Source organism: Sutterella wadsworthensis 2_1_59BFAA (assembly GCF_000297775.1).
Taxonomy (GTDB): Bacteria; Pseudomonadota; Gammaproteobacteria; order Burkholderiales; family Burkholderiaceae_F; genus Sutterella; species Sutterella wadsworthensis_A.
In genome coordinates, this window is the sequence record NZ_JH815513.1 from 58,768 (window position 1) to 82,195 (window position 23,428).

Sequence of the window (23,428 nt, forward strand, 5' to 3'; positions counted from 1 at the left end):
ATGTCGAACGTCTCCACCGCACGCGCGCGAAGCGCTCAGGCCGCAGGCGCGGCCGCGGGGCGCTTCCGCCTCGTCATGGCCTCGCTCGCCCTGCTGCTCGCCGTCACGGCCGTCGCCTCGCTGTGCCTCGGCCGCTACAGTCTCACGGGCACCGAAGTGATGGCCGTGCTCCTGCCCGACGGCTGGCTTTCCGTCGAGACGAACCGCATGATGGAGAACATCGTTCTCAACGTGAGGCTGCCGCGCGTGCTTCTCGCGATCATTGCGGGCGCGGGACTCGCCATGTCGGGCGCCGCCTTTCAGGCGCTCTTTGCGAATCCGCTCGCCGCGCCCGACACGCTCGGCGTCGCCACGGGCGCCTCGTTCGGCGCCGTCCTAGGCATCCTCTGGGGCTGGAACGGCATGGGCATTCAGCTCATGAGCCTGGCGACGGGCCTCTCCGCAGTCTTCTTCGTGATCGTCATCAGCCGCGTGCGCAACACGAGCTCGATCCTCATGATCATTCTCTCGGGCATGGTCGTCGGAGCCCTCTTCTCGGCTCTCGTCTCCCTCGTCAAGTACGCGGCCGACCCGCAGGACGTGCTGCCGTCCATCACCTTCTGGATGATGGGGGCGCTCACGGGCGCGACCAAGTCAAGCGTGCTCGCGGGCACGCCCATGGTGCTCCTCGGCATGCTCGTTCTCTGGCTCCTGCGCTGGCGCCTCAACGTGACGACCCTTCCGACTGACGAGGCCGCAAGCCTCGGCATACCCGTGCGCAGGATCCGCGCAGGCGTCATCATCGCCGCCACCATGATCACGGCCTCGGTCGTCTCGATGTGCGGCCTCATCGGCTGGGTGGGCCTTCTCGTCCCCCACGCCGCACGCATGCTCTTCGGTGCGAACAACCGCTTCGTGCTGCCCGCCTCGATGGTCATGGGCGCCCTCTTCATGCTCGTGATCGACACCGTCGCGCGCACCGCCACGCAGAGCGAGATTCCCGTCTCGATCCTCACGGCCGTCGTGGGTGCGCCGTTCTTCATCTATCTTCTGCGCCGCACGGGCGGCATCTCGGGGTAGCGCCATGTCCCTTGAAGTGATCCACGGCGGCTACGCCTGGCCGGGCCGCGAACCCGTTCTCACGGGCGTCAACTTCCGCTTCGACGGCACGGGCGTCATGAGCATCCTCGGCCCCAATGGCGCGGGCAAGACGACGCTGCTGCGCTGCATGCTCGGCCTTCTCAAGTTCACGGAGGGCGAGGCGACGCTCGACGGCCGCCCCGTCTCCAACTGGAAGCCCCGCGACTTCTGGCGCACGATCGGCTACGTACCTCAAGCGAAGCTCCCGGGCTTCGCCTCGATGACGCTCGCCGACATGGTCGTCCTCGGCCGCAGCGCGCACATCGGCCCCTTCAGCCTGCCATCCGACGCGGACTGGGAGGTGGTCGACCGCGTCATGACCGAGGTCGGCATCGAGCACCTCGCGGGGCGCCTCTGCAGCGAAGTCTCGGGCGGGCAGTTCCAGCTCGCGCTCATCGCCCGCGCGCTCGCGGCCGAACCCAGAATCCTCGTGCTCGACGAGCCTGAATCGAACCTCGACTTCCGCAACCAGATGGTGGTCCTCAACGTCATCGAGCGTCTCACCGAGCAGGGTCTCGGCGCCGTCATCAACACGCACTTCCCCGCGCATGCGCTCGAGATCTCCACGAAGACGCTCCTCGTTCCCAGGCACAGGCCGCCCATCTTCGGCGACACCCGCGACGTCATGACCGAGGATCTCCTCTCAGACGTCTTTGACGTGCGCGTGCGCATCAGGGAGCTCGACTTCCCCGAGCGCCGCTACACGTGCGTCGCCGCCGTCGAACCCCGACACGGAGGAGCGTGACGAAAAGAATGACGCAGAGGCCTGCGGAGAGGCCCCGGACATTCTGTCCTGCATTAATGGAAAAAGGACCGGCCCGCGGATTGCGGAACGGTCCTTTTCTTCCTCGGGCCTCCCCTGCGCGGGCAGAGGAGGCTTCATGCGGATCATCGCTCGGAGGGCTGCAGGGGCTCGTCCTTGTCGTCCTCGACGGCGAAGGCCGCCTGCTGTTGCTGCTGGGCGGCAAGCCCCGCCTCGAGTTCGCTCTGCAGGAGCTTCACCATCATGTAGCGGTTGAGCACCTCACGGGCGAAGAGCAGGTAGCCGAGGTAGAGCTCGGACTTGCGCAGCGAGATCTTCTCCTCCCCGATCTGGGTCATGAAGTCGCGCTGAGCCTCGTCGATGAGCTCGAGGGCCTGCGTGCAGTTGGCCGGCACGAAGTTGTCGCGGATCATGATCAGGCGCTTGGAGAGGGTCTTGATGTTGTCGCGCATGCGTCCCGTGAAGGGCGAGTGGGAGTTGGCCACGTAGTTCTGTGCGACGCCGATCTGGTCGCGCAGGGAGTGGCTCACCTCCTTCATGCTCGTGAAGGCGCGGTAGTAGAAGTTGCGGGCGTCGCGGTCGGAGCGCGAGCCGCCGCCCTCAAGGGCCATGTTGTAGTACTCTCCGCGGCGCATCGTGATGAAGTCGAAGAGCTGTGCGGCGTCGCCCTTGAGCTCGCGCAGCTTCTGATCGTCCTCGTCAAGGAAGGCCTGAAGGCCCTGCGCGTAGAGCGTGAGCGTGGCGTTGAGGTTGTCGTTGACGCTTTCGGTGAGCAGGTCGCGGATGCTGGCCTTGTCGCCGCGGTCGATGCGCTCGTGGTCGGGCGTCTCGTCCTCTTCCTTGACGAAGAAGTTCGTGCGGATGACGACGATGAGCGCGAGCACCATCATGATGAGCTGAAGCGGCTCGCCCCAGCTGATGAAGAGCATGCAGATGAGGCCGCAGGCGGTGAAGGCCGTGAAGGCGGTCATGAACCAGCCGGAGATCACGGTGAGCACGCCCGAGATACGGTACACGGCGGACTCGCGGTCCCAGGCGCCGTCGGCGAGCGACGAACCCATGGCGACCATGAAGGTCACGTACGTGGTCGAGAGCGGGAGCTTCAGGCTCGTGGCCGAGGCGATGAGCGCGGCGGCGAGCACGAGGTTCACGCTGGCGCGGATCTCGTCGAACGGCAGCTCGACCTCGCCCGGCGCGAGCTTCTTCTTCTCGAAGCGCGTGGCTAGGCTCTTGATGACGGAGGCCGGAATGATCTGATGGGCGAGGTTGTTGAAGCGGATCGCGGAGCGCACGACGACGCGGGCGGGAAGCGAGGAACCGAACTGCTCCTTGCCGCCGCGGGCGGACGAGGCGAGGCTGATCGAGGTGCGGATGACGCGGTGGGCCTTCTTGGAGAACCAGAGCGTGAGCACCATCACGAGGCCGGAGGCAAGCAGGAAGTAGGTCGGCGTGCCTTGGTTGTGGCGCAGGCCCTCCATCGTGAAGGTCGTCGGATCGGCGCCCTCGACCGCGGACCAGATCTCATAGGAGGAGAGCGCGGCGAGCGGCACGCCGATGAAGTTCACGAGGTCGTTGCCCGCGAAGGCGAAGGCGAGCGAGAACGTGCCGGCGAGAATGATGATCGGGAAGATGTTGATGCGCAGCGCCATGATGAGCGCCTGGAAGAGCACGGTCAGGATGGCGAAGCAGCCGAGCAGGAGTTCGGTCGTGTTGGCGCCGATCCAGGAGATCCACTCGGGCTGCATGAAGGACGCGCCCTTGGCGCCCTTGATCACGAGGAAGTAGAAGACGGCCGTGAGCGAGACGCCGCCGTAGATGCCGCCGAAGAGCTTGTAGTAGCGCTCGTAGTTGAAGGAGAAAATCAGACGCAGCAGATACTGCACGAAGAGGCCCGCAAAGAAGGCCACGACGACGGATACGAGAATCGCCATGATCATGGCGAGCGCCTTGGCGGAGTTGAGGTAGAGCCCCAGATCCGCAATGGGCGCGCCGCTCGACCAGACCTTGTAGCAGGCGAGCGCGGTGGCGCCGCCGAAGAGTTCGAACACGATCGAGACGGTCGTGGAGGTGGGAAGGCCGAGGGAGTTGAAGGTGTTGAGCAGGAGGACGTCGCAGACCATCACGGCCGTGAAGACGATGATCACTTCCTTGAAGGTGAAGTGCTCGGGCACGAGAACGCCTGTGCGGGCGACCTCCATCATGCCTGAGGAGAAGGTGGCGCCGAGCAGGACGCCCAGACTGGCCACCGTCATGATCACCCAGAAGGGTGCCGTGCGGGAGCCGACGGCGGAATTGAGGAAGTTGACGGCGTCATTGGAGACGCCGACGAAGAGGTCGATGACGGCAAGCGCGCCCAAAAGCGCCAGCGCAGCAAGTATGAATGTATCCATTCGATTTGTATCTGCCCGAACGGCCCGGCCAGTGCCGACGCTCCGAGGGAAACGACTTCACGGCGTGACAGTTCCTGACAATTTGCAATCAGTATTAATGGTTCGATTGTATCGAACCTCAGGCCGTATTTGGGGACCCGTCTGCTGAAAACACTCAAAATGACAGCACCGCGCGGAGAAGCCGCGAGCTCGTACCAGCTTCGAATTACTCCCAAAAGCGATGCCCTGCGGGACTAGCGCAGCTGGGCGGGACTGCCGTGCGAGTTCTCCTCGTTCTTCGGACGCATGTACCAGAGGAAGATGACAAGCGGCAGGAGAATGAAACCGCCGAGGAAGATGACGGACTTGAGCGGCAGGTACATGGCCATGCCGCCGCCCACGAGCGGGCCGATCACGCTGCCGACCTGCTGTGCCGCGTAGGAGAGGCCGAAGATGCGGCCGCGGTCCTCGGGCGGCGTGCTCATCGTGAGGACGGCGTTGATGGCGGGGAAGATGCCCGCAAAGGTGAGGCCGCCGATGAAGCGCCAGACGGCGAACGGCACGAGCGTGTCGGGAATCGCCTGGATCATGCCGAAGCAGGCCGTGCCCGCAAGCGCCGTGTAGAGCGCGGGGCGGTATCCCCACTTCTGGCCGATGACGCCCCAGAGGGGCGAGGCGATCACGCCCGAAACGCCGACCACGGAGAAGACGATGCCGGTCACGAAGACGATGCGGTCCATACTGCCCTGGAGCTCGCCGATGTACATCGGCATGACGGGCTGCTGCAGGAGGATCGTGAGTTGCACGACGCCCGCGCACAGGAGCATGCGCTGCACGACGGGAATCTTGAGGAGGCTGGTCTTCTCGCGCGCGGCGGCCGCCTTCTTCTGCTCCTTTCTCGGAGGCTCGTGGATGAAGAATAGGATGAGGAGCGTGATGACGGCAAGTGCGGCGCCACCGATGAAGAAGGTCATGCGCATCGAGAAGAGCTCTGCGAGCGCCCCGCCGAAGAAGGGCCCGAGAACGCCGCCCGCAGTCATTCCGCCCTGCATGATGCCCATGGCCAGGCCGATGCGCTCGCGCGGCACGGTGCTCGCCATGATCGCGAGGCAGGCGGGCCAGAGGCCAGAGGCGAACCCCTGGAAGCAACGCATGGCCAGCAGCTGCCACTCGTTCTGGACGATGCCGCTCAGCGCATAGGAGACGGCGAGGAGGATTGCGGCGCGCAGCGCCATGAGCTTGCGCGAGCGTTTGTCGGCCATGGCGCCCCAGATCGGGGCCATGACGCCTGAAATCAGAAAGGAGACCGAAAAGACGAGACCGCTCCAGAAATTCGCCCGCGACTGCTCGACGCCGAGCTCCTCGATGAGGTACATCGGCAGAAAGGGGATGAGCATCGTGTAGCTGAGCGACATCAAAACCGCGCTCAGGGTCAGGATGACGAGCGTCGTCTTCCAGTGGGCTTGGATCGCTTGTGTATCAGGCATGTCGGATCTCCGTTGTGGGTTTCTGGCTTTTCTTCTTCGTCCTGCCGCCGAGGGGAAGCGGACTCGACAATGATACACCCGGGCGGGAGTCCTGAACAGCCCGAACCTTTTGGCGAGCCCAAAAGAAAAGGGAGCGTCTGGTCGAACGCTCCCGTAAGATCCGTGAAAAGTGAAAGGGGGCATGCCCTTTCGGGCGCTCCGGAGGTTCGCACGGGCTGGTCTTCCCGACGATCCTCCATCCCTTCACAGGCGGCCGCTGCAACCGGAGAGTCATGCCGGCTGCGGGCCGTCGGGCAGTCACGGACTGCCGATGGTCCGGCAGCATCTGGTCGTGGCGCTCCTTTGCACATCCCCCGATGTAAGCGCCGATGCCGCCTGCGTCTGAAGCCGCCTGATCCGGCCTCATTCGCCTGAGTCGAACGGTTGGTTCCGTTCAACTGCACGCAAATTTTAGTGATTTTCGGCGGAATTTCTACTCCTTTAGGCTAACTCCGCACCCCAATTCCGCGCTTCTTTTGACGATAATCAGGTAATTTCACCTGTTTACATCTCGGTTAGGGATATCCCCAAGGATGTCCTTCTACCCCCACCGAGGTATGTCTCGGACCACATGCCGGGGCATGCATGAAGGCGAACGCCCGCCCTCATTCTGTGGAAACCCTTACTCATGATCGGTGCGCTCTGGAAACAGTCTCTCCACGAGCTGCCTGATCATCTGAGCGGGATCCGAGAAGGGCGCATCGGCAAAGAGCGCGTGTCCCGCGCCGCCCTTTGCACGGGAGGCCGACACGTGGTAGGTCTCGCCCGTGTAGGCGTCGAGGAAGGTGAGCGACATGGAGGCGGGGGCCTCAAAAGGTCTCAGGGTCCTGCCCGTCGAGAAGGTGACGATGCCCCGGCAGCGGCGCACCGACGGCAGGTCGCCCGTCTCGAGGAGCTCGGGTTCGAAGCCGCGGTCGCGGAGCATGCGCGCGAGCGTCAGATCGAACGAGGCGGAATGCTCCTCGGCGGGCACGACGCACAGCGACCTGTAGGACTGATAGGGGCTTCGGTAGGAGGGTTCCTCAGGGGCCGCCTCCTGAGTGCTCGAGCAGGCGGCGAGCAGCGAGGCCGCGGCACAGGTCGCGCACAGGGCGGCGCGCCTTTTCACCTTTTTCAAAATTCGTGCTTCCATCCTTCTCCTCATATATGGATCTCAATGACGATAGGTTACACCCACTGACCGTAGCCCAACCCGTTTGCGCGTACAATTCTCCACTTCCGAACCCGCTTCCGAAAACAACCCATTTCCAGTACGCCGACCATGTCCAAGAACAAGTCCGGGGCCGCGAACCGCCCTGCCCTCTACAATCCGACCGCCGCCTGCGTTCTCGCGCTCCTCTTCACGCCGATCTTCGGCGCCCTGCTTCAGGCGCGCAACTGGGACGCGCTCGGCGAACACGGCCGCGCCCGCGCCTCGCGCATGTGGGTGCGCACGACGCTCTGGCTCCTTTTCGTCTTCGTCATCATGCAGGCCGTTTTCCAGAACGAGCCCTTCATGCAGTTCGGCGGCCTCTACTTCCTCGTCGTCACCTGGGCGAGCTGGATGGTCACGACCGGCTGGAAGCAGATCGGCTACGTGCGCGAGCTCTTCGGCAGCGACTATCCCCGCGAGCGCCTCGGCCGCGTGACGATCTTCGCAGGCGGCTGCTGGGTGATCTACTCCATGGTCTCCATCTCAATCGCGATGGCCATCCAGCTCACGGGCCTCGACAAGATGCTCCCCGGCGCCGAGCGTGCCGAAAGTCAGGGCGTCGTCCTGCGCGTGCCCGAAGGGTCCGACAAGGTGGTGGTGGAGCCGCTCCCCGTCGAGACCAGAAAGGCCGAATAAGGCCCTCCTCACTTCCGCATGCCCAAGCGTCCCGACCCGCGCTTTCCGATTCCCGCCCCTGAAAAGGCCGAGGACTACGTGCTCGACCTGCTCGGCGGCATCGTGAGGCGCAGACCCCTCACGGGCGAGGAGGCGATGGCCCAGCTCATCCGCCTCGAGGAGGACGCCCGCCGCGGCAATCCCGCCGCACAGACCGAATTCGCCCGCCGCCTTCTCACCGACGCGCCCGACAGCCGCAAGAACCGCCGTGCGCTCTCGCTCCTCAGGAAGGCCGCCGCCCGAAAGCTCCCCGAGGCCCTTCACCTGCTCGGCGTCGTCATGCTGCGCGGCCAGGGGCTGGACGCGGATCCCGCCGAAGGCGCGAAGCTCCTTGAGGAAGCCGCCTATCTGGGCAGCGCAGGCGCGGCCGCCGACCTCGCCCGACTCTGCCGCATGGGGCTCGGACGCCCCGCATCCGACAGGGACGCACTCTACTGGTACCGAATCGCGGGCGCCAAGGGACACACCGCCTCCCAGCGCGAGGCGGGCCTCATGCTCAGGGACGGACGCGGCGCCCGCGCCGACAACGACGAGGCCGCCAGATGGCTCAGGGCCGCCGCCCAGGGGCGCGACCCTCAGGCCCAGTACGAACTCGCCCGCCTTCACCAGCGCCGAGGCTGGGCTGGCGCCGATCCCGAGGAAGCCGCCCGATGGCTCACCGAAGCCGCACTTTCGGGCGTCGTCGAGGCGCAGTACCGCCTCGGCGTCCACTACTGGGCAGGCAGGGGCGGCAGGGTCGACCTGCGCGAGGCCGTCCGCTGGACGTGCCGCGCCGCCGAAAACGGCAGCACGCAAGCCCTCACCACCCTCGCCGACTTCTTCCTGACGGGCTCGGCCCTCGACATGAACCGCTTCAATGCCTACACGCTCCTCAAGTGCGCCGCCAGGCTCCACGACGCGGGCGCCGCGACCACGCTCACCGCACTCGAGCGCATGCTCACCCGAAGCGAGAAGGCCCGCGCCACCCGCCTTGTGATGATCTCGAAAACCCCTAGGGTCCTCGTCGAGACCCTCATCCCCCGCCAGAGCCGCTGAAAGCCGCCCGGTGTTGCACAAGGCCCTCCCCGCCTGCGCAAAAAAAAGGTCAGAATCCCTGCAGGACAGGGATCTGACCTCAACAACCAAAAGCATATGGATGACGGACATGACTCCGCATTGCTTCGCCGGCATCGGCCGACTGATTCATTCTGCCACCGTCCGCTCTCCCTCTCAATGCCTCCAAACCGCTCTCCCGGGGCTTTTGCCTGCCCGACGGCATGCGGGATCAAGTTTCGCCTCCCTCTTAACACTTTTTTCTACCCCTGAAGTAGCATAGGATTTACCCTAACGACACTTCAAGGCGAAGCCTCCCGAGCTTTTCTCGAGTGCGTCCCGGAACAGATCGAGTGTTTTCACCTATGCAGCGGCGTACGGGATCACCTCCCCCAACTTCCCTGTGCCATAGGCGTTGCAAGGTCATATACAAAAAACACAAAAATCCCCTTGCCCTGCAACAGGTTGCGAAACACCTTCACCAATAAAATCGCCCCCCTCGAGGGACAATTTCCTGTCTTTCGCTGCAGGGCAGGGTTTTTGCTTGGGTTTACCTTTGGAGTCCGCATCGCTAAAATGCTTGGCATGCGAAATCACGGGATCTTTCATTCGCCTCTAGGAGCGGCATTTTCGCCCTTTTGTCGTTTTCAGGCACTCCCCTGATTCTTCAACGCAACCCCCAAAAATATTCTTCGTCCCCGCAGCCACATCCCTTTCAACTGACGGGGGCGGGCAGATCCACCAGGAGTGTTCAAATGAATCGTTTCGACCTCGTTGACCGCATTGCCGCACGCAACAACATTTCCAAAGCTGAAGCTGACCGTGTCGTCGTGAGCGTTTTTGAAGAAATCATGTCCGCCGTTACGATGGGCGATTCCGTGACTCTCATCGGCTTCGGCAGCTTCCGTGCCGTTGAAAGCGCTCCCCGCACGGGCCGCAACCCCGCCACGGGCGAAGCCATCCGCATTCCGGCGGTTCGCAAGCCGAAGTTCGTCGCCGGCACGTACTTCAGGGAAATCGTCAACAAGTACGAGGGCATCAAGGACAAGGAATGACGGCAGGGCTCTCCAAGCCTTCCGTCTGAGTTGAAGAAGGACCGCGTCGCACACTGCGTCGCGGTCCTTTTTTCATAGAAACTCGGCGCGGAAACCTCTGTCTTCAGACAGGGGGTATTGCCCCATTTGACGGCCTTGGCTCAGTCCCGCCTGAGCGTGAAGCGCTCGAATCCCGAGCGGAGCTTCTCAAGCACGGGTTCGGAGGGCCATGCGGGATCCACGGCGCCGAACCTTGCGATGAGGCCCGGCGGCTTGCGGCAGATCTGGAGCGCATAGTCCTTCACGTTGCGCGCCCGAAGAAAGGCGGCCGTCTCCAGAAGCTGCGCCTCGCTGAAGTAGTCGGGATGCGCCGTCGTGCGGCACTCGAAGGGAACGCCCGAAGCGAGAAGCAGCCCAAGGCTCTCGGTCCACTTGTCCTGCGCGCTCTCAACGCCCGTCACCTTCGCCCAGTGAGCGCCGTCGGCGGGCACCGCCTTGACGTCGAGCCCCACCCAGGAGAGGTCGGGGAGCACCTCGGCGAGCCTCGGGGGGTAGCTGCCGCCCGTGTGCAGGCCGACCTCGTACCCCATCTCCTTCACGGCCCGCACGGCGGCGGGGAGCGCAGGATCGAGGCAGGGCTCGCCGCCCGAGAAGACGACGCCGTCGAGAAGTCCGTGGCGCCGCTTCAGAAGAGACTCCAACTCCTCCCAGGACGAATGCTCGAGCCCAGGATCGAAGCTCCTCTGCTGCATCCAGCTGTTCTGGCAGTAGAGGCACCGCCAGGGACAGCCCTGCACGAACGCCACCGCCGAGAGTCTGCCCGGAAAGTCGATGGTCGTAAAGGGCGTGAGGCCCGCGAGCTTCAGTTCCGAAGCCGCGGGCCCGTTTCGGTCATGACCGTTCATGCCGCGGCCTTATTCGGCCTTCCTGCACTTGCAGTCGTGTTCGGCCGCGCGCTTTTCCGTGAAGCAGACGCGTTCGGCGAACTCGCCCTTCTTGCCGGTGTTGAATGACTGCACCGGACGGTGGTAGCCCATCACGCGGGTCCAGACTTCGCAGGGCTGGCGCTCTTCATTCGTGAGTTCAACGTCCTTCTTGACTTCGTTGGTCATTTTCGTGACTCCTGATAAAAAAGTTGTTTTCCTTTGGAGCCCCCTCAGGAGGCCTCCTCCCTTGCGGCCTTCGCGCGCTTCTTCGCCAGCAGCTCGGCGTCGCACTTCGGGCAGAAGTCATGGCGGCCCGAGAGATAACCGTGCTTGGGACAGATCGAGAACGTCGGCGTCACCGTGATGTACGGCAGGCGGAAGCGCGTGAGCGTGCGGCGCACGAGGTCGCGGCAGGCCTCGGGCGAGGAGACCGCCTCGTTCATGTAGAGGTGGAGCACCGTGCCGCCCGTGTACTTGCGTTGCAGGTCGTCCTGACGCTCGAGCGCCTCGAACGGGTCGTCCGTGAAGTTGACGGGCAGCTGCGAGGAGTTCGTGTAGTACGGATTCGCGGGCGTGCCTGCCTGCAGGATGCCGGGGAAGCGCTTGCGGTCCTCCTTGGCGAAGCGGTAGGTCGTGCCCTCGGCCGGCGTCGCCTCGAGGTTGTACATGTGGTCCGTCTCCTCCTGGAACTCGACGAGGCGGGCGCGAACATGGTCGAGCAGGCGCAGCGCAAAGGCATGGCCCCAGTCCGTCGTGATGTCCTCCCTGTCGCTCGTGAAGTTGCGGATCATCTCGTTGATGCCGTTGACGCCGATCGTCGAGAAGTGATTGCGCAACGTGCCGAGATAGCGCTTCGTGTACGGGAAGAGACCCTGGTCGATGTGGCGCTGGATGACCTTGCGCTTGATCTCGAGGCTCGTCTTCGCAAGCTCGAGCAGATAGTCGAGGCGACGCAGAAGCCCCTCCTCGTCATCCTTGAAGAGGAAGCCCAGACGCGCGCAGTTGACCGTCACCACGCCGAGCGAGCCCGTCTGCTCCGCGGAGCCGAAGAGGCCGTTGCCGCGCTTGAGCAGCTCGCGCAGGTCGAGCTGCAGGCGGCAGCACATCGAGCGGATCATGTTGGGCTTGAGCTCGGAGTTGATGAAGTTCTGGAAGTACGGCAGACCGTAGCGCGCCGTCATGTCGAAGAGCCTCATCGCATTGGGGCTGTCCCAGTCGAAGTCAGGCGTGATGTTGTAGGTCGGAATCGGGAACGTGAACACGCGTCCCTTCGCATCGCCCTTGAGCATCACCTCGATGTAGGCCCTGTTGATCATGTCCATCTCGGCCTGCAGCTCGCCGTAGGTGAACGGCATCGTCTCGCCGCCGATCATCGGATGCTCGGCGCGCAGGTCCTCGGGACACGTCCAGTCGAACGTGAGGTTCGTGAACGGCGTCTGCGTGCCCCAGCGGCTCGGCACGTTCAGGTTGTAGATGAGCTCCTGCATGCACTGGAGCACTTCGGCGTAGGGCAGGTTGTCCTTCCTGATGAAGGGCGCGAGATACGTGTCGAAGCTCGAGAACGCCTGGGCGCCCGCCCACTCGTTCTGCATCGTGCCGAGGAAGTTGACGATCTGACCCGTGGCGGACGAAAGGTGCTTCGGCGCCGCGGCCTCGACCTTGCCGGCCACGCCGTTGAGGCCCTCGTTGAGGAGCGTCCTCAGAGACCAGCCCGCGCAGTAGCCCGAGAGCATGTCAAGGTCGTGGATGTGCAGGTCGGCCTCGCGGTGCGCGCGGCCCACCTCGGCCGGATAGATGAAGTTGAGCCAGTAGTTGGCCATCACCTTGCCGGAGACGTTCAGGATGAGGCCACCGAGCGAATAGCCCTGGTTGGCGTTCGCGTTGACGCGCCAGTCGATCTGGTCGAGGTATTCGTTGATGGAGCTTTCGACGTTGACCCAGCTCTGCTTGGCGTCGCGAGCCTTCGTGCGGGTCTCGCGGTAGACGATGTAGGCGCGGAGCGTCTTGAAGCAGCCCGCCTCGAAGAGCGCGTGCTCGACGGCGTCCTGAACAAGTTCGATGCACAGCGTCGACTTCTCGTCCAGACGCGGCAGCACGTACGCGCAGACGAGATCAAGGGCCTTGGCCTCGCCGAACTCGCCCGTCGCCTTGCCCGCGCGCGTGACGGCGCTAACGATCTTCGTGACGTCGAAGGGCTTCACGCTGCCGTTTCGCTTGACGATGTGCTTGCCGGCGAACCGTTCACAAATCTCCATTTGCTTCTCCATTCTTTTCCTGTCACTTCGGGCGAAACACGTTCAAACACTATATATAGTATGTCTCACCCCGCCGAACCACGAGCTGTAGTGGTGCCGCGCAGAACGGGTCTAATGACTATAGCAAAGAGAATACGGAACCGCACCCCTCCATTCGGGGGATCCCGGGCTACCGGCGGCGCCCGAGAAGACGCCCCTAAAGCGCCGGAACGCCTGCGGGCAAAGGATTGTCAGTACATGCGGAGAGGACGTGCGGAGTGCCCGTCGGCCCAATAGGTGATTTACCTAGTGCATAGAGAGTGCCTTATGAGTAGAATAGGGCTTAGTCAGACGGTTCTGCCTAACCGGATCTCTTGTTTGTGCGTAGAGAGCATCCGCAGAATTCGTCGGACTCCTGTCTTCGGCGTCCGAGGGGCTGCATCGGCAAGATCAGCGTTGTCTTTCCGATGCAAGCAAGTATGCCTTGACAGTTTTTTCACCCGCAACACATTTGTTGCGGGTTTTTTTTATCCTTTTTTTCCGCCCTCTCCTCCGATCCGGGCCGTCCTTCCCCGTCTAGTCACTTTGTCTCATTCGACTCACTTCGACCCCGGCGAAAATCTGCGTATCTTTACTTACAAGATCCTGCCTATGCCAAACGCCCCCAAAGACGGGGAAAACCCGAAAAAAGGCTCGATTTCAGGTGTTTTTTGCCCAAAAAAACGCACGAAACAATGACAATAGTCAAATTGTACGGGCGCGTTTACACTTATTCGACGCATTTTTCACCCGCCAGCGCCCGTCTTCGGCCCGGGATTTCGCCCTGAACAGCCCCCTGGGCCCGATCGTCTTCCGCCCTTTTTCATAGCGGGAGGCTGCGCCCGCACGTCGGTGTCTCCCTCTCAGGATCATGCGCGCCCCTGCGGCGTCGTCGGAGGACGGAGTGAGGGAACGAACCGTTCGACGTCGCGCGTGAGGGCGCGCAAATGAAGAGAGGGGCATTGGGGTGCATGGAGGTGTGCAGGCCCTTCACTGGAAGCGCACCGGGCGTGCATGAGGCATGCATGAGGGGCGCACGCCGTCGCCCGCGCGGCAGTGCGCGACGGCACGGAAGGTGCGGGAGAGAGGAGGACGAGGATGCAAAAAGGCGCACCGCGAAGCAGGACGGCTCCGAAACGCCTGCAGGAGAGGTGCAGGAGGGGAATCAGGTGCGAAGCGCAGATAGACTAAAGGGGCTGATCGGAACTCCCTTTCAATTCCAATCAGCCCCCTAGCAGAGGAACGCGGAGTGTTAACGAGGCAGGACCAACCACATCGTCAATCTGCGTTTGAGGAGGAGCAATGAACTTTTGTTTTCTTGCTTGCAGATAAAGTTACTCGCATTTACCTCAGGTTACAAATGTTCTGAAAACGGCTTCCAAGGCGGCTTGCAGGCTCTCCGGACGACAAATTCATACGATTTTTGAAAAAATATGAGCACCACTAGCGATGTTCGTAGGCGTCATTTTCTGCGTATAAATACGCAACTCGTATAACTTTTTCTTTTCCCGTCCGAATCTCCCGCACATCATCCGCACGGATGACCCTGACCACAAATGCAGGGGGCTTGTCTTATCATTTATTATTTGCGCCAGAAGCACGCTTCCGGTCCCGGATACTGACAAGACATAGTCAGGCAGCCGGCCTCCGTCCGCCCGAGCACCCTCCGGGCGGGATTTGAGCGGACGACGCCCTCCCCGATTCGAACTAGGACTATTAACAGTGAGCTCCAATCCCCAGAACCTTGCGGACGACGGCCTTGAACGCATCAAGGCGCTTGACGTCCTTACGACGCTTCCCGAACTCTTGACGCATCACCTGACCGTCAGGCCCGACGACGTTGCCTACAAGGTCTACGACAATGCGTCCAAGTCCTGGAAGGATCTCACCTTCAAGAACGTCTACGATCAGGTCCACGCCTGGCGCCATGCCTTCGCGGCGCGCTCCGAGCTCGTTCGCGGCGACCGCGTGGCGATGCTCCTGCCAAACTGCCCCGAAGCGGTCTTCTTCGACCTCTCCGCGCTCTCGAACACGCTCGTGCCGGTGCCGTTGCACGCCATCGACACGCCGAAGTCCTCCGCCTTCATCCTGAACGACTCCGGTGCCAAGGTCCTCGTGACCAACAAGCTCCTCAAGTGGAAGCAGATCCGCGAAGCCGCCGAGACGCCCGAGATCCGCCTCGTCGTCATCACCGACGACAAGGACTGCGACGATCTGGAGGCGCCGATTCCCGTCATGACCAAGGAAACCTTCCTCAAGCTCGGCGAAACGAGCCAGCTGCCCAAGGAGGCTCCCAAGGCCACCGACCTCGCCGCGCTCGTCTACACCTCGGGCACCACGGGCAACCCCAAGGGCGTGATGCTCACGCACCGCAACGTCATCTCGAACATCCAGGGCGTGCTCAAGAACCTGCAGCCGAGCGGTCACGAGACCTTCCTCTCGTTCCTGCCGCTCTCGCACACCTTCGAACGCACGACCTCCTACTACCTCGCGCTCGGTCTGGGCTACACCACCGCCTTCAACCGCTCCATCGCGAACCTGCAGGCCGACTTCCGCGAGATCCGCCCCACGGTCCTCATGTCCGTGCCGCGCGTCTATGAAATGATCTACGCGAAGCTGCAGGACGGCCTCGCCAAGAAGTCCAAGTTCGTCCGCTACCTCTTCGACTGGGCCGTCGAAGTGGGCTGGCGCCGCTTCTGCCGCGAGAACGGCCTGCCAGTCGAGTCGTCCTCCCGCGCCTGGCTCGACCCCTTCGTCGCAGGCTTCCTCGACAAGAAGGTCGGCAGCCAGCTGCGCGCCGTCTTCGGCGACCGCATCCACCTCTACATCTCGGGCGGCGCAGCCCTGAGCCCCGCCGTCGCGCGCACCTTCTTCGCGCTCGGCGTGCCCATCTATCAGGGCTACGGCATGACCGAGACCTCCCCGATCATCTCGGTGAACAAGGTCGGCCACAACCACCCGAACACCGTCGGCCCCGCCCTGCCCAACATCGAGGTCCGCCTCGGCGAGGGCGACGAGCTCCAGGTCCGCGGTCCCACAGTCATGAAGGGCTACTGGAACCGCGAGGAAGCCACCAAGGCCATCTTCACCGAGGACGGGTGGCTGCGCACGGGCGACGTCTGCACGATCTACCCCGACGGCAACATCCGCATCACGGGCCGAATCAAGGAGATCATCGTGACGAGCACCAGCGAAAAGGTGCCGCCCGCCGACCTCGAGTCCGCCATCACCTCCGACCGCCTCTTCTCGCAGTGCATGGTCGTGGGCGACGACCGTCCGTTCATCGCCGCCGTCGCGGTCGTCAATCCCGACGAGTTCAAGACGGTCTGCGGCGAGCTCGGCCTCGATCCCACCAAGCCCGAGTCGCTTCAGGACCCCGCCTTCCGCAAGGCCGCCCTCAAGCGCATCAAGACCGCCACCGCGGGCTTCCCGAACTACGGCGTGCCGCGTCAGGTCCACTGCACGCTCGACGCGTGGACGATCGACAACGGGCTCCTCACGCCCACACTCAAGATGAAGCGAAACCTCATCCGCCAGCGCTACACGGCCGAAATCAACGCGCTCTACGACACCCTCGTCAAGCGCTGATCCCCGCCTTCCGATGCCGCCCAGACGCCCCGCCGTCGGGCGGCATTTTTCAGCCTGAGGGGAACTTTTTACGGATACTAGGGTATACCCCGATTACTTTATCCGCATCCGCAGGCCATTTTTGAAGAAAATTGATCCGCTGACCCGCGGCGCCCAAGTGCCGCGGCAACGAGACACCTTTCGCTTGAGAGACTCACGTGACGAACACCCGATCCTTTGTCGACGACTTCCGCACCATTCCGGACATGCTCCGCCACACGGTCGCCGCCTGGCCCGAACGCGAGGCGTTCCGCCAGTACGACTATGCGGAGCGCCGCTGGTACTCCATCACCTGGCGGACGTTCCACGAACAGGTGATGCGCTGGCGCCGCGCCTTCACGCACATGGGCCTTGTCAAGGGCGAGCGCGTCGCGATGTTGCTCACCAACTGCATCGACGCCGTCACGTTCGACGAGGCGGCCCTGTGCGGCGGCCTCGTGCCCACGCCCCTTCACGCCATCGACACCGCGGGCTCCTCCGCCTACATCCTCAGGGACTCCAACGCGCGCTTCCTCGTCACCACGTCGCGCGCACGCTGGAACGCCATCGCCGAGGCCGCAGGCGAGGAGGGCCTGCCCGATATGCAGCTCGTCGTCTTCACGAACGAGCAGGTCGAGCCCGGCTCCGTCACGCACCTGGGCGGCAGGGATATCGTCCTTTCGAGCCTCGAGGGCTGGCTTGCCACCGGCGAGGGCGTCTCCGACGACGAGCTCCCGCCCGAGCCCTGCGCCGACGACCTCGCGGGCTTCATCTACACCTCGGGCACCACGGGCCGCCCCAAGGGCGTGATGATCACGCACCGCAACATCGTCTCCAACGTCCAGCAGATCAACAAGTGCTACGACTTTAACGAGGAGGACGTCTTCCTCTCGTTCCTGCCCTTCTCGCACACGTTCGAGCGCACCGTCGCGCACTACAACTCGCTCGCCAACGGCGGCGCCATGGCCTTCGCCCGCAACGCCGCGCAGATCGAGAACGACCTGCGCGAAGTAAGGCCCACGCTCATGTGCTCGGTGCCCCGCATCTACGAGAAGATCCACCAGAGGCTCCTGCACGAGCTTGCAGAGAGCTCCGAGGAGAAGCGCCACCAGACCGCTTGGGCGCTTGAGACCGGCTGGCGCCGCTTCGCCGAGGCCAACCACCTTCCGATCGAGCTCTCGCCCCGCGCACAGCTCGACGAAACCGTCTGGCCCCAGCTCGACGTCGAGATCGCGTCCGAAGTCCGTGAGATCTTCGGCGGCCGCCTGCGCGCCACGTTTGCGGGCGGCGCAAGCCTCAACTACGCCGTCGCACGCTTCTTCTGCGCGCTCGGCATCAACATCCTGCAGCTCTATGGCCTCACCGAAACCTCGCCCATCGTCTCCTTCACCCGCATGAAGGACAACCACCCCGACTGCGTGGGCCATCCCGTGCCCGACTGCGAAGTGAAGCTCGGCGCCAACGACGAGCTCCTCGTGCGCGGTCCCCAGGTGATGAAGGGCTACTGGAACCGTCCGCTCGACACGGCCGCGGCCTTCGAGGACGGCTGGTTCCGCACGGGTGATCAGGCCGACCTCTCCGACGGCGGCCGCGTGCGCATCAAAGGCCGCATCAAGGAAATCATCGTCACGAGCACCGGTGAGAAGATCCCGCCCGTCGACGTCGAGTTCGCCATCCAGGAGGACCGTCTCTTCGAGCAGGTCCTCGTCATCGGCGACAACCTGCCCTACGTCACCTGCCTCGTAGTCGTCAATCCCAAGCTCTGGCCCGCCTTCTGCGCCGACCTCGACCTCGACCCCGAGGATCCCGCCACGCTCCAGTCCCGCGACGTCCAGCGCCAGTGCCTGCGCCGCGTGCGTCATGCCTGTCGCGCCTTCCCGCAGTACGGCGTCCCACGCGCCGTCGCCATCACGCGCGAGCCCTGGACCGTCGACAACGGCCTGCTCACGCCCACCATGAAGCTGCGCCGCCCGCAGATCATGACGGCCCACGCCAAGCTCATCGAAAGGCTCTACGCCTCCCGCTGAGACCTGAGGCACACCTTTCCAGAGGGGCGTCCGAAAAGGACGCCCCTCTTTTTCATTGTGCGGCAGCGGTTTCGGGGACGCTCGAAAATATTTCATCCAAAATCCCACAAGCCGCAAAAAACGCGCTACACTACTGCCGCAAATCAATCTCCCAATTGCAGAACCGGTCGAGACCACTCCCGCTTCTGCAGAAGAGCAGGTCAGCGGATGCCAGATCCCTCCTGTACTGCGGGCGTTCAATTTCCTATTTACGCGCGCATCTTCGACCTTCGCATACACGTCGAGGATACGCACGTATATTTTTTTTTGTGCTTAGAGGTTGTTATGCGAATCCTTCAGAAGGCTCTCACCTTCGACGACGTTCTTCTCGTCCCCGCCTATTCCGAAGTCCTCCCCCGCGATACCCAGCTCGCCACGCAGCTGACGCGTAATCTCCGTATCAACATTCCGATGGTTTCCGCCGTGATGGACACGGTTACGGAAGCCCGTCTCGCCATCGCCATCGCTCAGGAAGGCGGCATCGGCTTCATTCACAAGAACATGTCCGCCGACCAGCAGGCCGCTGAAGTCCTTAAGGTCAAGCGTCATGAAGCCGGCGTTGTTGCCGAACCGATCACCATCGGCCCCGACATGCTCGTCGGCGACGTCATCGCCCTCGCCCGCGAAAAGCACATCTCCGGTCTCCCGGTCGTTGACGGCAAGAAGGTTCTCGGCATGGTCACCAACCGCGACCTCCGCTTCGAAACCCGCATGTCCGTTCCGGTCTCCGAAGTCATGACCCCGCGTGAACGCCTGGTCACGGTCAAGGAAGGCGCCTCCCTCGAAGAAGCCAAGGCCCTCATGCACGCCCACCGCCTCGAGCGCGTTCTCGTCGTTGACGACGACTGCAACCTCGCAGGCCTCATGACCGTCAAGGACATCACCAAGGCCACTGACCACCCGTTCGCTGCCAAGGACGCCTCCGGCAAGCTGCTCGTCGGTGCCGGCGTCTCCGTCGGCGGCGGCACGGAAGAACGTGTCGAGAAGCTCGTTGACGCCGGTGTCGACGTCATCGTCGTCGACACGGCCCACGGCCACTCCCAGGGCGTTCTGAACCGCGTCAAGTGGGTCAAGGAACACTATCCCAACCTGCAGGTCATCGGCGGCAACATCGCCACGGCCGCTGCCGCTCTGGCTCTCGTTGATGCCGGCGCCGACTGCGTCAAAGTCGGTATCGGCCCGGGCTCCATTTGCACGACCCGCATCGTCGCCGGTGTCGGCGTTCCGCAGATCTCCGCCATCTCCAACGTCGCCGAAGCTCTCCGCGACACGGGCGTTCCCTGCATCGCCGACGGCGGCATCCGCTTCTCCGGCGACATCTCCAAGGCCATCGCTGCCGGTGCCAACGCCGTCATGATGGGCGGCATGTTCGCCGGTACGGACGAAGCCCCGGGTGAAGTCATCCTCTACCAGGGCCGCTCCTACAAGTCCTACCGCGGCATGGGCTCCCTCGGTGCCATGGGCAAGGGTTCCGCCGACCGCTACTTCCAGGACAACAACCAGGGCAACATCGACAAGTTCGTTCCGGAAGGCATCGAAGGCATGGTCCCGTACAAGGGCCCGCTCGCCCAGATCATCTATCAGATGATCGGCGGCCTGCGCTCCTCCATGGGCTACTGCGGCTGCCGCACGATCGACGAAATGCGCACCCGCGCCCAGTTCGTCGAAATCACGGCCGCCGGCTGGCGTGAATCCCACGTCCATGACGTGAAGATCACGAAGGAAGCTCCGAACTACCGTCAGGAACACTAATTCCGACGGCTGACAGGCTCTGACGTCAAGGCGCGGCGGTTTTTCCCGCCGCGCCTTTCGCATTTCTTATAGAATGCAATCGCCAATTTCTTTTTCCACACGGACTACAGATACATGTCTCACGACCGCATCCTCATTCTCGACTTCGGCAGCCAGGTGACCCAGCTCATCGCCCGCCGCGTGCGCGAAGCCCACGTCTACTGTGAAGTTCATCCCAACGACGTGTCTGCGGAATTCATCCGCGAATACAACCCGAAGGGCATCATTCTTTCCGGCTCTCACATGAGCGCCTATGAAGAAAGCAACGACCAGGCCAGCCAGGCCGTGTTCGAAGCCGGCGTTCCGGTTCTCGGCATCTGCTACGGCATGCAGACGATGGCCCAGCAGCTCGGCGGCCGCGTCGAAAGCGGCACGAAGCGTGAGTTCGGCTACGCCGAAGTCCGCGCCCACGGTCACACCAAGCTTCTCGAAGGCATTGAGGACTTCCGCACCGAGGAAGGCCACGGCATGCTCAAGGTCTGGATGAGCCACGGCGACAAGGTTGCCGAGCTTCCCCCGGGCTTCAAGGTCATGTGCTCCACGCCCTCCTGCCCGATCGCCGGCATGTGCAACGAGGAAAAGGGCTTTTATGCCGTCCAGTTCCATCCGGAAGTGACGCACACGCTCAAGGGCCGCGAAATGCTCAACCGCTTCGTGCTCGACATCTGCAAGTGCTCCGCCGACTGGGTCATGGGCGACTACGTCGCCGAAGCCGTCGCGCAGATCCGCGAGCAGGTCGGTGACGAAGAAGTCATTCTCGGCCTCTCCGGCGGCGTCGACTCCTCCGTGGCCGCCGCGCTCATCCACCGCGCCATCGGCAAGCAGCTCACCTGCGTCTTCGTCGACAACGGCCTCCTTCGCAAGAACGAGCGCGAACAGGTCCGTGAAACGTTCGAAAAGAACATGGGCCTCAAGCTCATCGTCGTCGATGCCGTCGACCGCTTCATGAACGAACTCGCCGGTGTCACCGATCCGGAACAGAAGCGCAAGATCATCGGCCGCGTCTTCGTCGAGATCTTCCAGGAAGAAGCCTCCAAGCTCACGGCCGCCAAGTGGCTCGCCCAGGGCACGATCTACCCCGACGTCATCGAGTCCGCCGGCGCCAAGACGAAGAAGGCCAAGACCATCAAGTCCCACCACAACGTGGGCGGTCTTCCCGACACGCTGCACCTCAAGCTCCTCGAACCGCTGCGCTCCCTCTTCAAGGACGAAGTCCGCGAGCTCGGCGTCGAACTCGGCCTTCCGGCCGAAATGGTCTATCGTCACCCGTTCCCGGGTCCGGGCCTCGGCGTGCGCATCCTCGGCGAAGTCAAGCGTGAATACGCCGACCTTCTCCGTGAAGCCGACGCGATCTTCATCGAAGAACTCCGCAACTTCGACCTCTACGACAAGGTTAGCCAGGCCTTCGTGGTCTTCCTCCCGGTCAAGTCCGTGGGCGTCATGGGCGACGGCCGCACCTACGAATGGGTCGTGAGCCTGCGCTGCGTCGAAACGTCCGACTTCATGACCGCCGTCTGGAGCCACCTGCCGTACGAACTTCTCGGCAAGGTTTCCAACCGCATCATCAATGAAGTCCGCGGCATCAACCGCGTCGTCTATGACGTCTCAGGCAAGCCGCCCGCCACCATTGAGTGGGAATAACCTTCTCGCTTTGACATAAAGTCAAACCCTGAAAAACTCTTGTTTTTCAGGGTTTTCTTTTTTTTCTCAGAGCCCCCTCTTTCGGGCAACCGCCTAATTCTCCCGACACTTGCTCCAAGTCATGTTTTGGCTTCTGATTTATCGTCTGAGAGAGCGCATCTCAAGAGTAGACTTGTTCAGATCATTCGTCCGCTTTCATCGGGAGGCCAACCAGACTGACCGTCCGCCACGACCTTACTCTCTCGATGAGGATCTTGAAAGGAGCATGCTCATGACCCAATTCACCGTTTCCCGCCGCGCAGTTCTCGGCGGAGCAGCTTCCGCACTGCTCGTACCTGCAGCCGCCCACGCAACAACGCCTGCACGCCACTATGACGAAATGACTGACGTACTCATTGTCGGCTCAGGATTCGCCGGCATGGCAGCTGCGCTTGCAGCTGCCGAAAAAGGCGTCAAGGTCAAGGTTATTGAGAAAATGGCCTTCCTCGGCGGAAACTCGTCTCTCTCCGGCGGCATGATGGCCGTACCTGGATCAAGCGTTCAGAAAGCCCAGGGCATCGAGGATTCCCCCGAAAAGCTGATTGCCGACATGACTCGAATCGGTCAGGGACTTGGCAATCCTGAGCTAATTCGCTTTGTCTGCGAAAAAGCCTCGGAAACTTTTGAGTGGACCCGCACGTCCATGGGAGTTGAGTGGAACACGCACTTGACAGGCAAGGGAGGACACTCCGCAGCCCGATGCATGGTGACAAAACAGGGAACCGGTCAGGGCATTCTCGTTCCATGTTCCTCCAAGCTCAAAGCGATGGGCGTTCCGCTTTGCACCCGCACTTTGCTGGAGAAGATCTTCCGAGAAGAGGATGGACGCGTGACTGGCGTGCAAGTGCGCGAAGGGTGGACGTTCAACAAGCCCGAGTCTGGCACGGTTAAAACTATCGGCGTCACTCGCGGGGAGTGTCAGGATTTCTGTGTCTGGGGAGGTTATTCCAGGGGCAGCCCAACGAGGCTGCCCTTTGTATTTGAGATGCAGTATGCCAGACCTGATGCGATAGCGGGGGCTAAGGTGGAGGGGCCCGCGCGGAGCGCGGGAGGATCCTCCTTAGCCCCCGCTATCGCGCGCCGCGAAGCGGCTGGCGCGTTAGCGCGAGAGGTCTAATCATATCCCTTCCTTACTCCATGGCACCTGTAAAGCGCTCACCAAACAGCAGAGCGAACTGGGGCATGGCAGCAGCCCACTTGGGCGTAGCACGCTTCCAGGAGGCCGTGAAATTCATGATGGCCAGGTAAATCAGCTTCTTGGCAGCGTCCTCATTGGGGAACAGAGTGCGCGTCTTGATCACCTTCCTGATAGCACGGTTGAGCCCTTCAATCGCATTGGTCGTATAGATCAGCGTACGGATCTCAGGAGGAAACTG

General features: G+C 62.8%; 18 protein-coding genes. 10 read left to right on the plus strand and 8 right to left on the minus strand.

Annotation, left to right across the window (positions count from 1 at the left end):
- Complete coding sequence (locus tag HMPREF9465_RS00255; protein WP_005432959.1) at positions 1 to 1,059, plus strand: FecCD family ABC transporter permease; 1,059 nt, start codon at positions 1 to 3, stop codon at positions 1,057 to 1,059.
- Between the two features lie 4 nt (positions 1,060 to 1,063).
- The gene (locus tag HMPREF9465_RS00260; protein WP_005432962.1) at positions 1,064 to 1,864 is read left to right on the plus strand and encodes an ABC transporter ATP-binding protein; all 801 of its coding nucleotides are present in this window, start codon (positions 1,064 to 1,066) and stop codon (positions 1,862 to 1,864) included.
- A gap of 143 nt (positions 1,865 to 2,007) precedes the next feature.
- On the opposite strand, the gene HMPREF9465_RS00265 is transcribed toward HMPREF9465_RS00260, so the two are convergent.
- The 3 genes from HMPREF9465_RS00265 to HMPREF9465_RS00275 form a co-directional block, all read right to left on the minus strand.
- A complete protein-coding gene (locus HMPREF9465_RS00265; RefSeq protein WP_005432963.1) occupies positions 2,008 to 4,272 on the minus strand; it encodes an inorganic phosphate transporter in 2,265 nt (754 codons plus the stop codon).
- 233 nt (positions 4,273 to 4,505) lie between these two features.
- Positions 4,506 to 5,738: an MFS transporter gene (locus HMPREF9465_RS00270; protein ID WP_005432965.1), complete on the minus strand. Its 1,233-nt coding sequence runs from the start codon at positions 5,736 to 5,738 to the stop codon at positions 4,506 to 4,508.
- Between the two features lie 661 nt (positions 5,739 to 6,399).
- On the minus strand, positions 6,400 to 6,909 hold the full coding sequence (locus tag HMPREF9465_RS00275) for a hypothetical protein (protein ID WP_005432967.1): 510 nt from the start codon (positions 6,907 to 6,909) through the stop codon (positions 6,400 to 6,402).
- Positions 6,910 to 7,038: 129 nt separating this feature from the next.
- Between HMPREF9465_RS00275 and HMPREF9465_RS00280 the strand changes: the two genes are divergently transcribed.
- On the plus strand, positions 7,039 to 7,605 hold the full coding sequence (locus tag HMPREF9465_RS00280) for a hypothetical protein (protein WP_005432969.1): 567 nt from the start codon (positions 7,039 to 7,041) through the stop codon (positions 7,603 to 7,605).
- Positions 7,606 to 7,623: 18 nt separating this feature from the next.
- Positions 7,624 to 8,679, plus strand: coding sequence for a tetratricopeptide repeat protein (locus HMPREF9465_RS00285; protein ID WP_005432971.1), 1,056 nt, complete (start codon positions 7,624 to 7,626; stop codon positions 8,677 to 8,679).
- 420 nt (positions 8,680 to 9,099) lie between these two features.
- On the opposite strand, the gene HMPREF9465_RS13015 is transcribed toward HMPREF9465_RS00285, so the two are convergent.
- Positions 9,100 to 9,285, minus strand: a complete 186-nt coding sequence (locus HMPREF9465_RS13015) for a hypothetical protein (protein WP_147645182.1) — start codon at positions 9,283 to 9,285, stop codon at positions 9,100 to 9,102.
- Positions 9,286 to 9,431: 146 nt separating this feature from the next.
- Here HMPREF9465_RS13015 and HMPREF9465_RS00290 point away from each other — a divergent pair, with 146 nt between their 5' ends.
- A complete protein-coding gene (locus tag HMPREF9465_RS00290; protein ID WP_005432973.1) occupies positions 9,432 to 9,731 on the plus strand; it encodes an HU family DNA-binding protein in 300 nt (99 codons plus the stop codon).
- A 140-nt stretch (positions 9,732 to 9,871) separates the two neighbouring features.
- Here HMPREF9465_RS00290 and HMPREF9465_RS00295 read toward each other — a convergent pair whose 3' ends face one another.
- The 3 genes from HMPREF9465_RS00295 to HMPREF9465_RS00305 are packed head-to-tail and all read right to left on the minus strand — an operon-like array spanning position 9,872 to position 12,891.
- Positions 9,872 to 10,615: an anaerobic ribonucleoside-triphosphate reductase activating protein gene (locus tag HMPREF9465_RS00295; protein WP_005432975.1), complete on the minus strand. Its 744-nt coding sequence runs from the start codon at positions 10,613 to 10,615 to the stop codon at positions 9,872 to 9,874.
- 9 nt (positions 10,616 to 10,624) lie between these two features.
- Positions 10,625 to 10,822 carry an anaerobic ribonucleoside-triphosphate reductase gene (nrdD, locus tag HMPREF9465_RS13850; RefSeq protein ID WP_005432977.1) on the minus strand — a complete coding sequence of 66 codons (198 nt, stop codon included), beginning with the start codon at positions 10,820 to 10,822 and terminating at the stop codon, positions 10,625 to 10,627.
- 44 nt (positions 10,823 to 10,866) lie between these two features.
- Entirely contained in the window at positions 10,867 to 12,891 is a 2,025-nt protein-coding gene (locus tag HMPREF9465_RS00305) for a ribonucleoside triphosphate reductase (RefSeq protein ID WP_038006118.1), read from the minus strand.
- A 1,740-nt stretch (positions 12,892 to 14,631) separates the two neighbouring features.
- Here HMPREF9465_RS00305 and HMPREF9465_RS00310 point away from each other — a divergent pair.
- The 5 genes from HMPREF9465_RS00310 (at position 14,632) to HMPREF9465_RS00330 (ending at position 23,169) form a co-directional block, all read left to right on the plus strand.
- Complete coding sequence (locus HMPREF9465_RS00310; protein WP_005432988.1) at positions 14,632 to 16,497, plus strand: AMP-dependent synthetase/ligase; 1,866 nt, start codon at positions 14,632 to 14,634, stop codon at positions 16,495 to 16,497.
- A gap of 197 nt (positions 16,498 to 16,694) precedes the next feature.
- The gene (locus tag HMPREF9465_RS00315; protein WP_005432990.1) at positions 16,695 to 18,542 is read left to right on the plus strand and encodes an AMP-dependent synthetase/ligase; all 1,848 of its coding nucleotides are present in this window, start codon (positions 16,695 to 16,697) and stop codon (positions 18,540 to 18,542) included.
- 324 nt (positions 18,543 to 18,866) lie between these two features.
- Positions 18,867 to 20,333, plus strand: coding sequence for an IMP dehydrogenase (gene guaB, locus HMPREF9465_RS00320; protein ID WP_005432993.1), 1,467 nt, complete (start codon positions 18,867 to 18,869; stop codon positions 20,331 to 20,333).
- Positions 20,334 to 20,447: 114 nt separating this feature from the next.
- A complete protein-coding gene (gene guaA, locus HMPREF9465_RS00325) occupies positions 20,448 to 22,013 on the plus strand; it encodes a glutamine-hydrolyzing GMP synthase (RefSeq protein WP_005432994.1) in 1,566 nt (521 codons plus the stop codon).
- 271 nt (positions 22,014 to 22,284) lie between these two features.
- Positions 22,285 to 23,169, plus strand: a complete 885-nt coding sequence (locus HMPREF9465_RS00330) for an FAD-dependent oxidoreductase (RefSeq protein WP_005432996.1) — start codon at positions 22,285 to 22,287, stop codon at positions 23,167 to 23,169.
- Positions 23,170 to 23,182: 13 nt separating this feature from the next.
- Here HMPREF9465_RS00330 and HMPREF9465_RS00335 read toward each other — a convergent pair.
- Positions 23,183 to 23,428: IS256 family transposase (locus HMPREF9465_RS00335; protein WP_005432998.1), on the minus strand; the 246-nt coding region annotated here is incomplete at its 5' end.

Excerpts from the sequence above, each read along its gene's own strand:
- HMPREF9465_RS00255 (WP_005432959.1), top strand. The coding sequence starts at position 1 with ATGTCGAACGTCTCCACCGCACGCGCGCGAAGCGCTCAGGCCGCAGGC.
- HMPREF9465_RS00260 (WP_005432962.1), top strand. The coding sequence starts at position 1,064 with ATGTCCCTTGAAGTGATCCACGGCGGCTACGCCTGGCCGGGCCGCGAA.
- HMPREF9465_RS00265 (WP_005432963.1), bottom strand. The coding sequence starts at position 4,272 with ATGGATACATTCATACTTGCTGCGCTGGCGCTTTTGGGCGCGCTTGCC.
- HMPREF9465_RS00270 (WP_005432965.1), bottom strand. The coding sequence starts at position 5,738 with ATGCCTGATACACAAGCGATCCAAGCCCACTGGAAGACGACGCTCGTC.
- HMPREF9465_RS00275 (WP_005432967.1), bottom strand. The coding sequence starts at position 6,909 with ATGGAAGCACGAATTTTGAAAAAGGTGAAAAGGCGCGCCGCCCTGTGC.
- HMPREF9465_RS00280 (WP_005432969.1), top strand. The coding sequence starts at position 7,039 with ATGTCCAAGAACAAGTCCGGGGCCGCGAACCGCCCTGCCCTCTACAAT.
- HMPREF9465_RS00285 (WP_005432971.1), top strand. The coding sequence starts at position 7,624 with ATGCCCAAGCGTCCCGACCCGCGCTTTCCGATTCCCGCCCCTGAAAAG.
- HMPREF9465_RS13015 (WP_147645182.1), bottom strand. The coding sequence starts at position 9,285 with ATGAAAGATCCCGTGATTTCGCATGCCAAGCATTTTAGCGATGCGGAC.
- HMPREF9465_RS00290 (WP_005432973.1), top strand. The coding sequence starts at position 9,432 with ATGAATCGTTTCGACCTCGTTGACCGCATTGCCGCACGCAACAACATT.
- HMPREF9465_RS00295 (WP_005432975.1), bottom strand. The coding sequence starts at position 10,615 with ATGAACGGTCATGACCGAAACGGGCCCGCGGCTTCGGAACTGAAGCTC.
- nrdD (WP_005432977.1), bottom strand. The coding sequence starts at position 10,822 with ATGACCAACGAAGTCAAGAAGGACGTTGAACTCACGAATGAAGAGCGC.
- HMPREF9465_RS00305 (WP_038006118.1), bottom strand. The coding sequence starts at position 12,891 with ATGGAGATTTGTGAACGGTTCGCCGGCAAGCACATCGTCAAGCGAAAC.
- guaB (WP_005432993.1), top strand. The coding sequence starts at position 18,867 with ATGCGAATCCTTCAGAAGGCTCTCACCTTCGACGACGTTCTTCTCGTC.
- guaA (WP_005432994.1), top strand. The coding sequence starts at position 20,448 with ATGTCTCACGACCGCATCCTCATTCTCGACTTCGGCAGCCAGGTGACC.
- HMPREF9465_RS00330 (WP_005432996.1), top strand. The coding sequence starts at position 22,285 with ATGACCCAATTCACCGTTTCCCGCCGCGCAGTTCTCGGCGGAGCAGCT.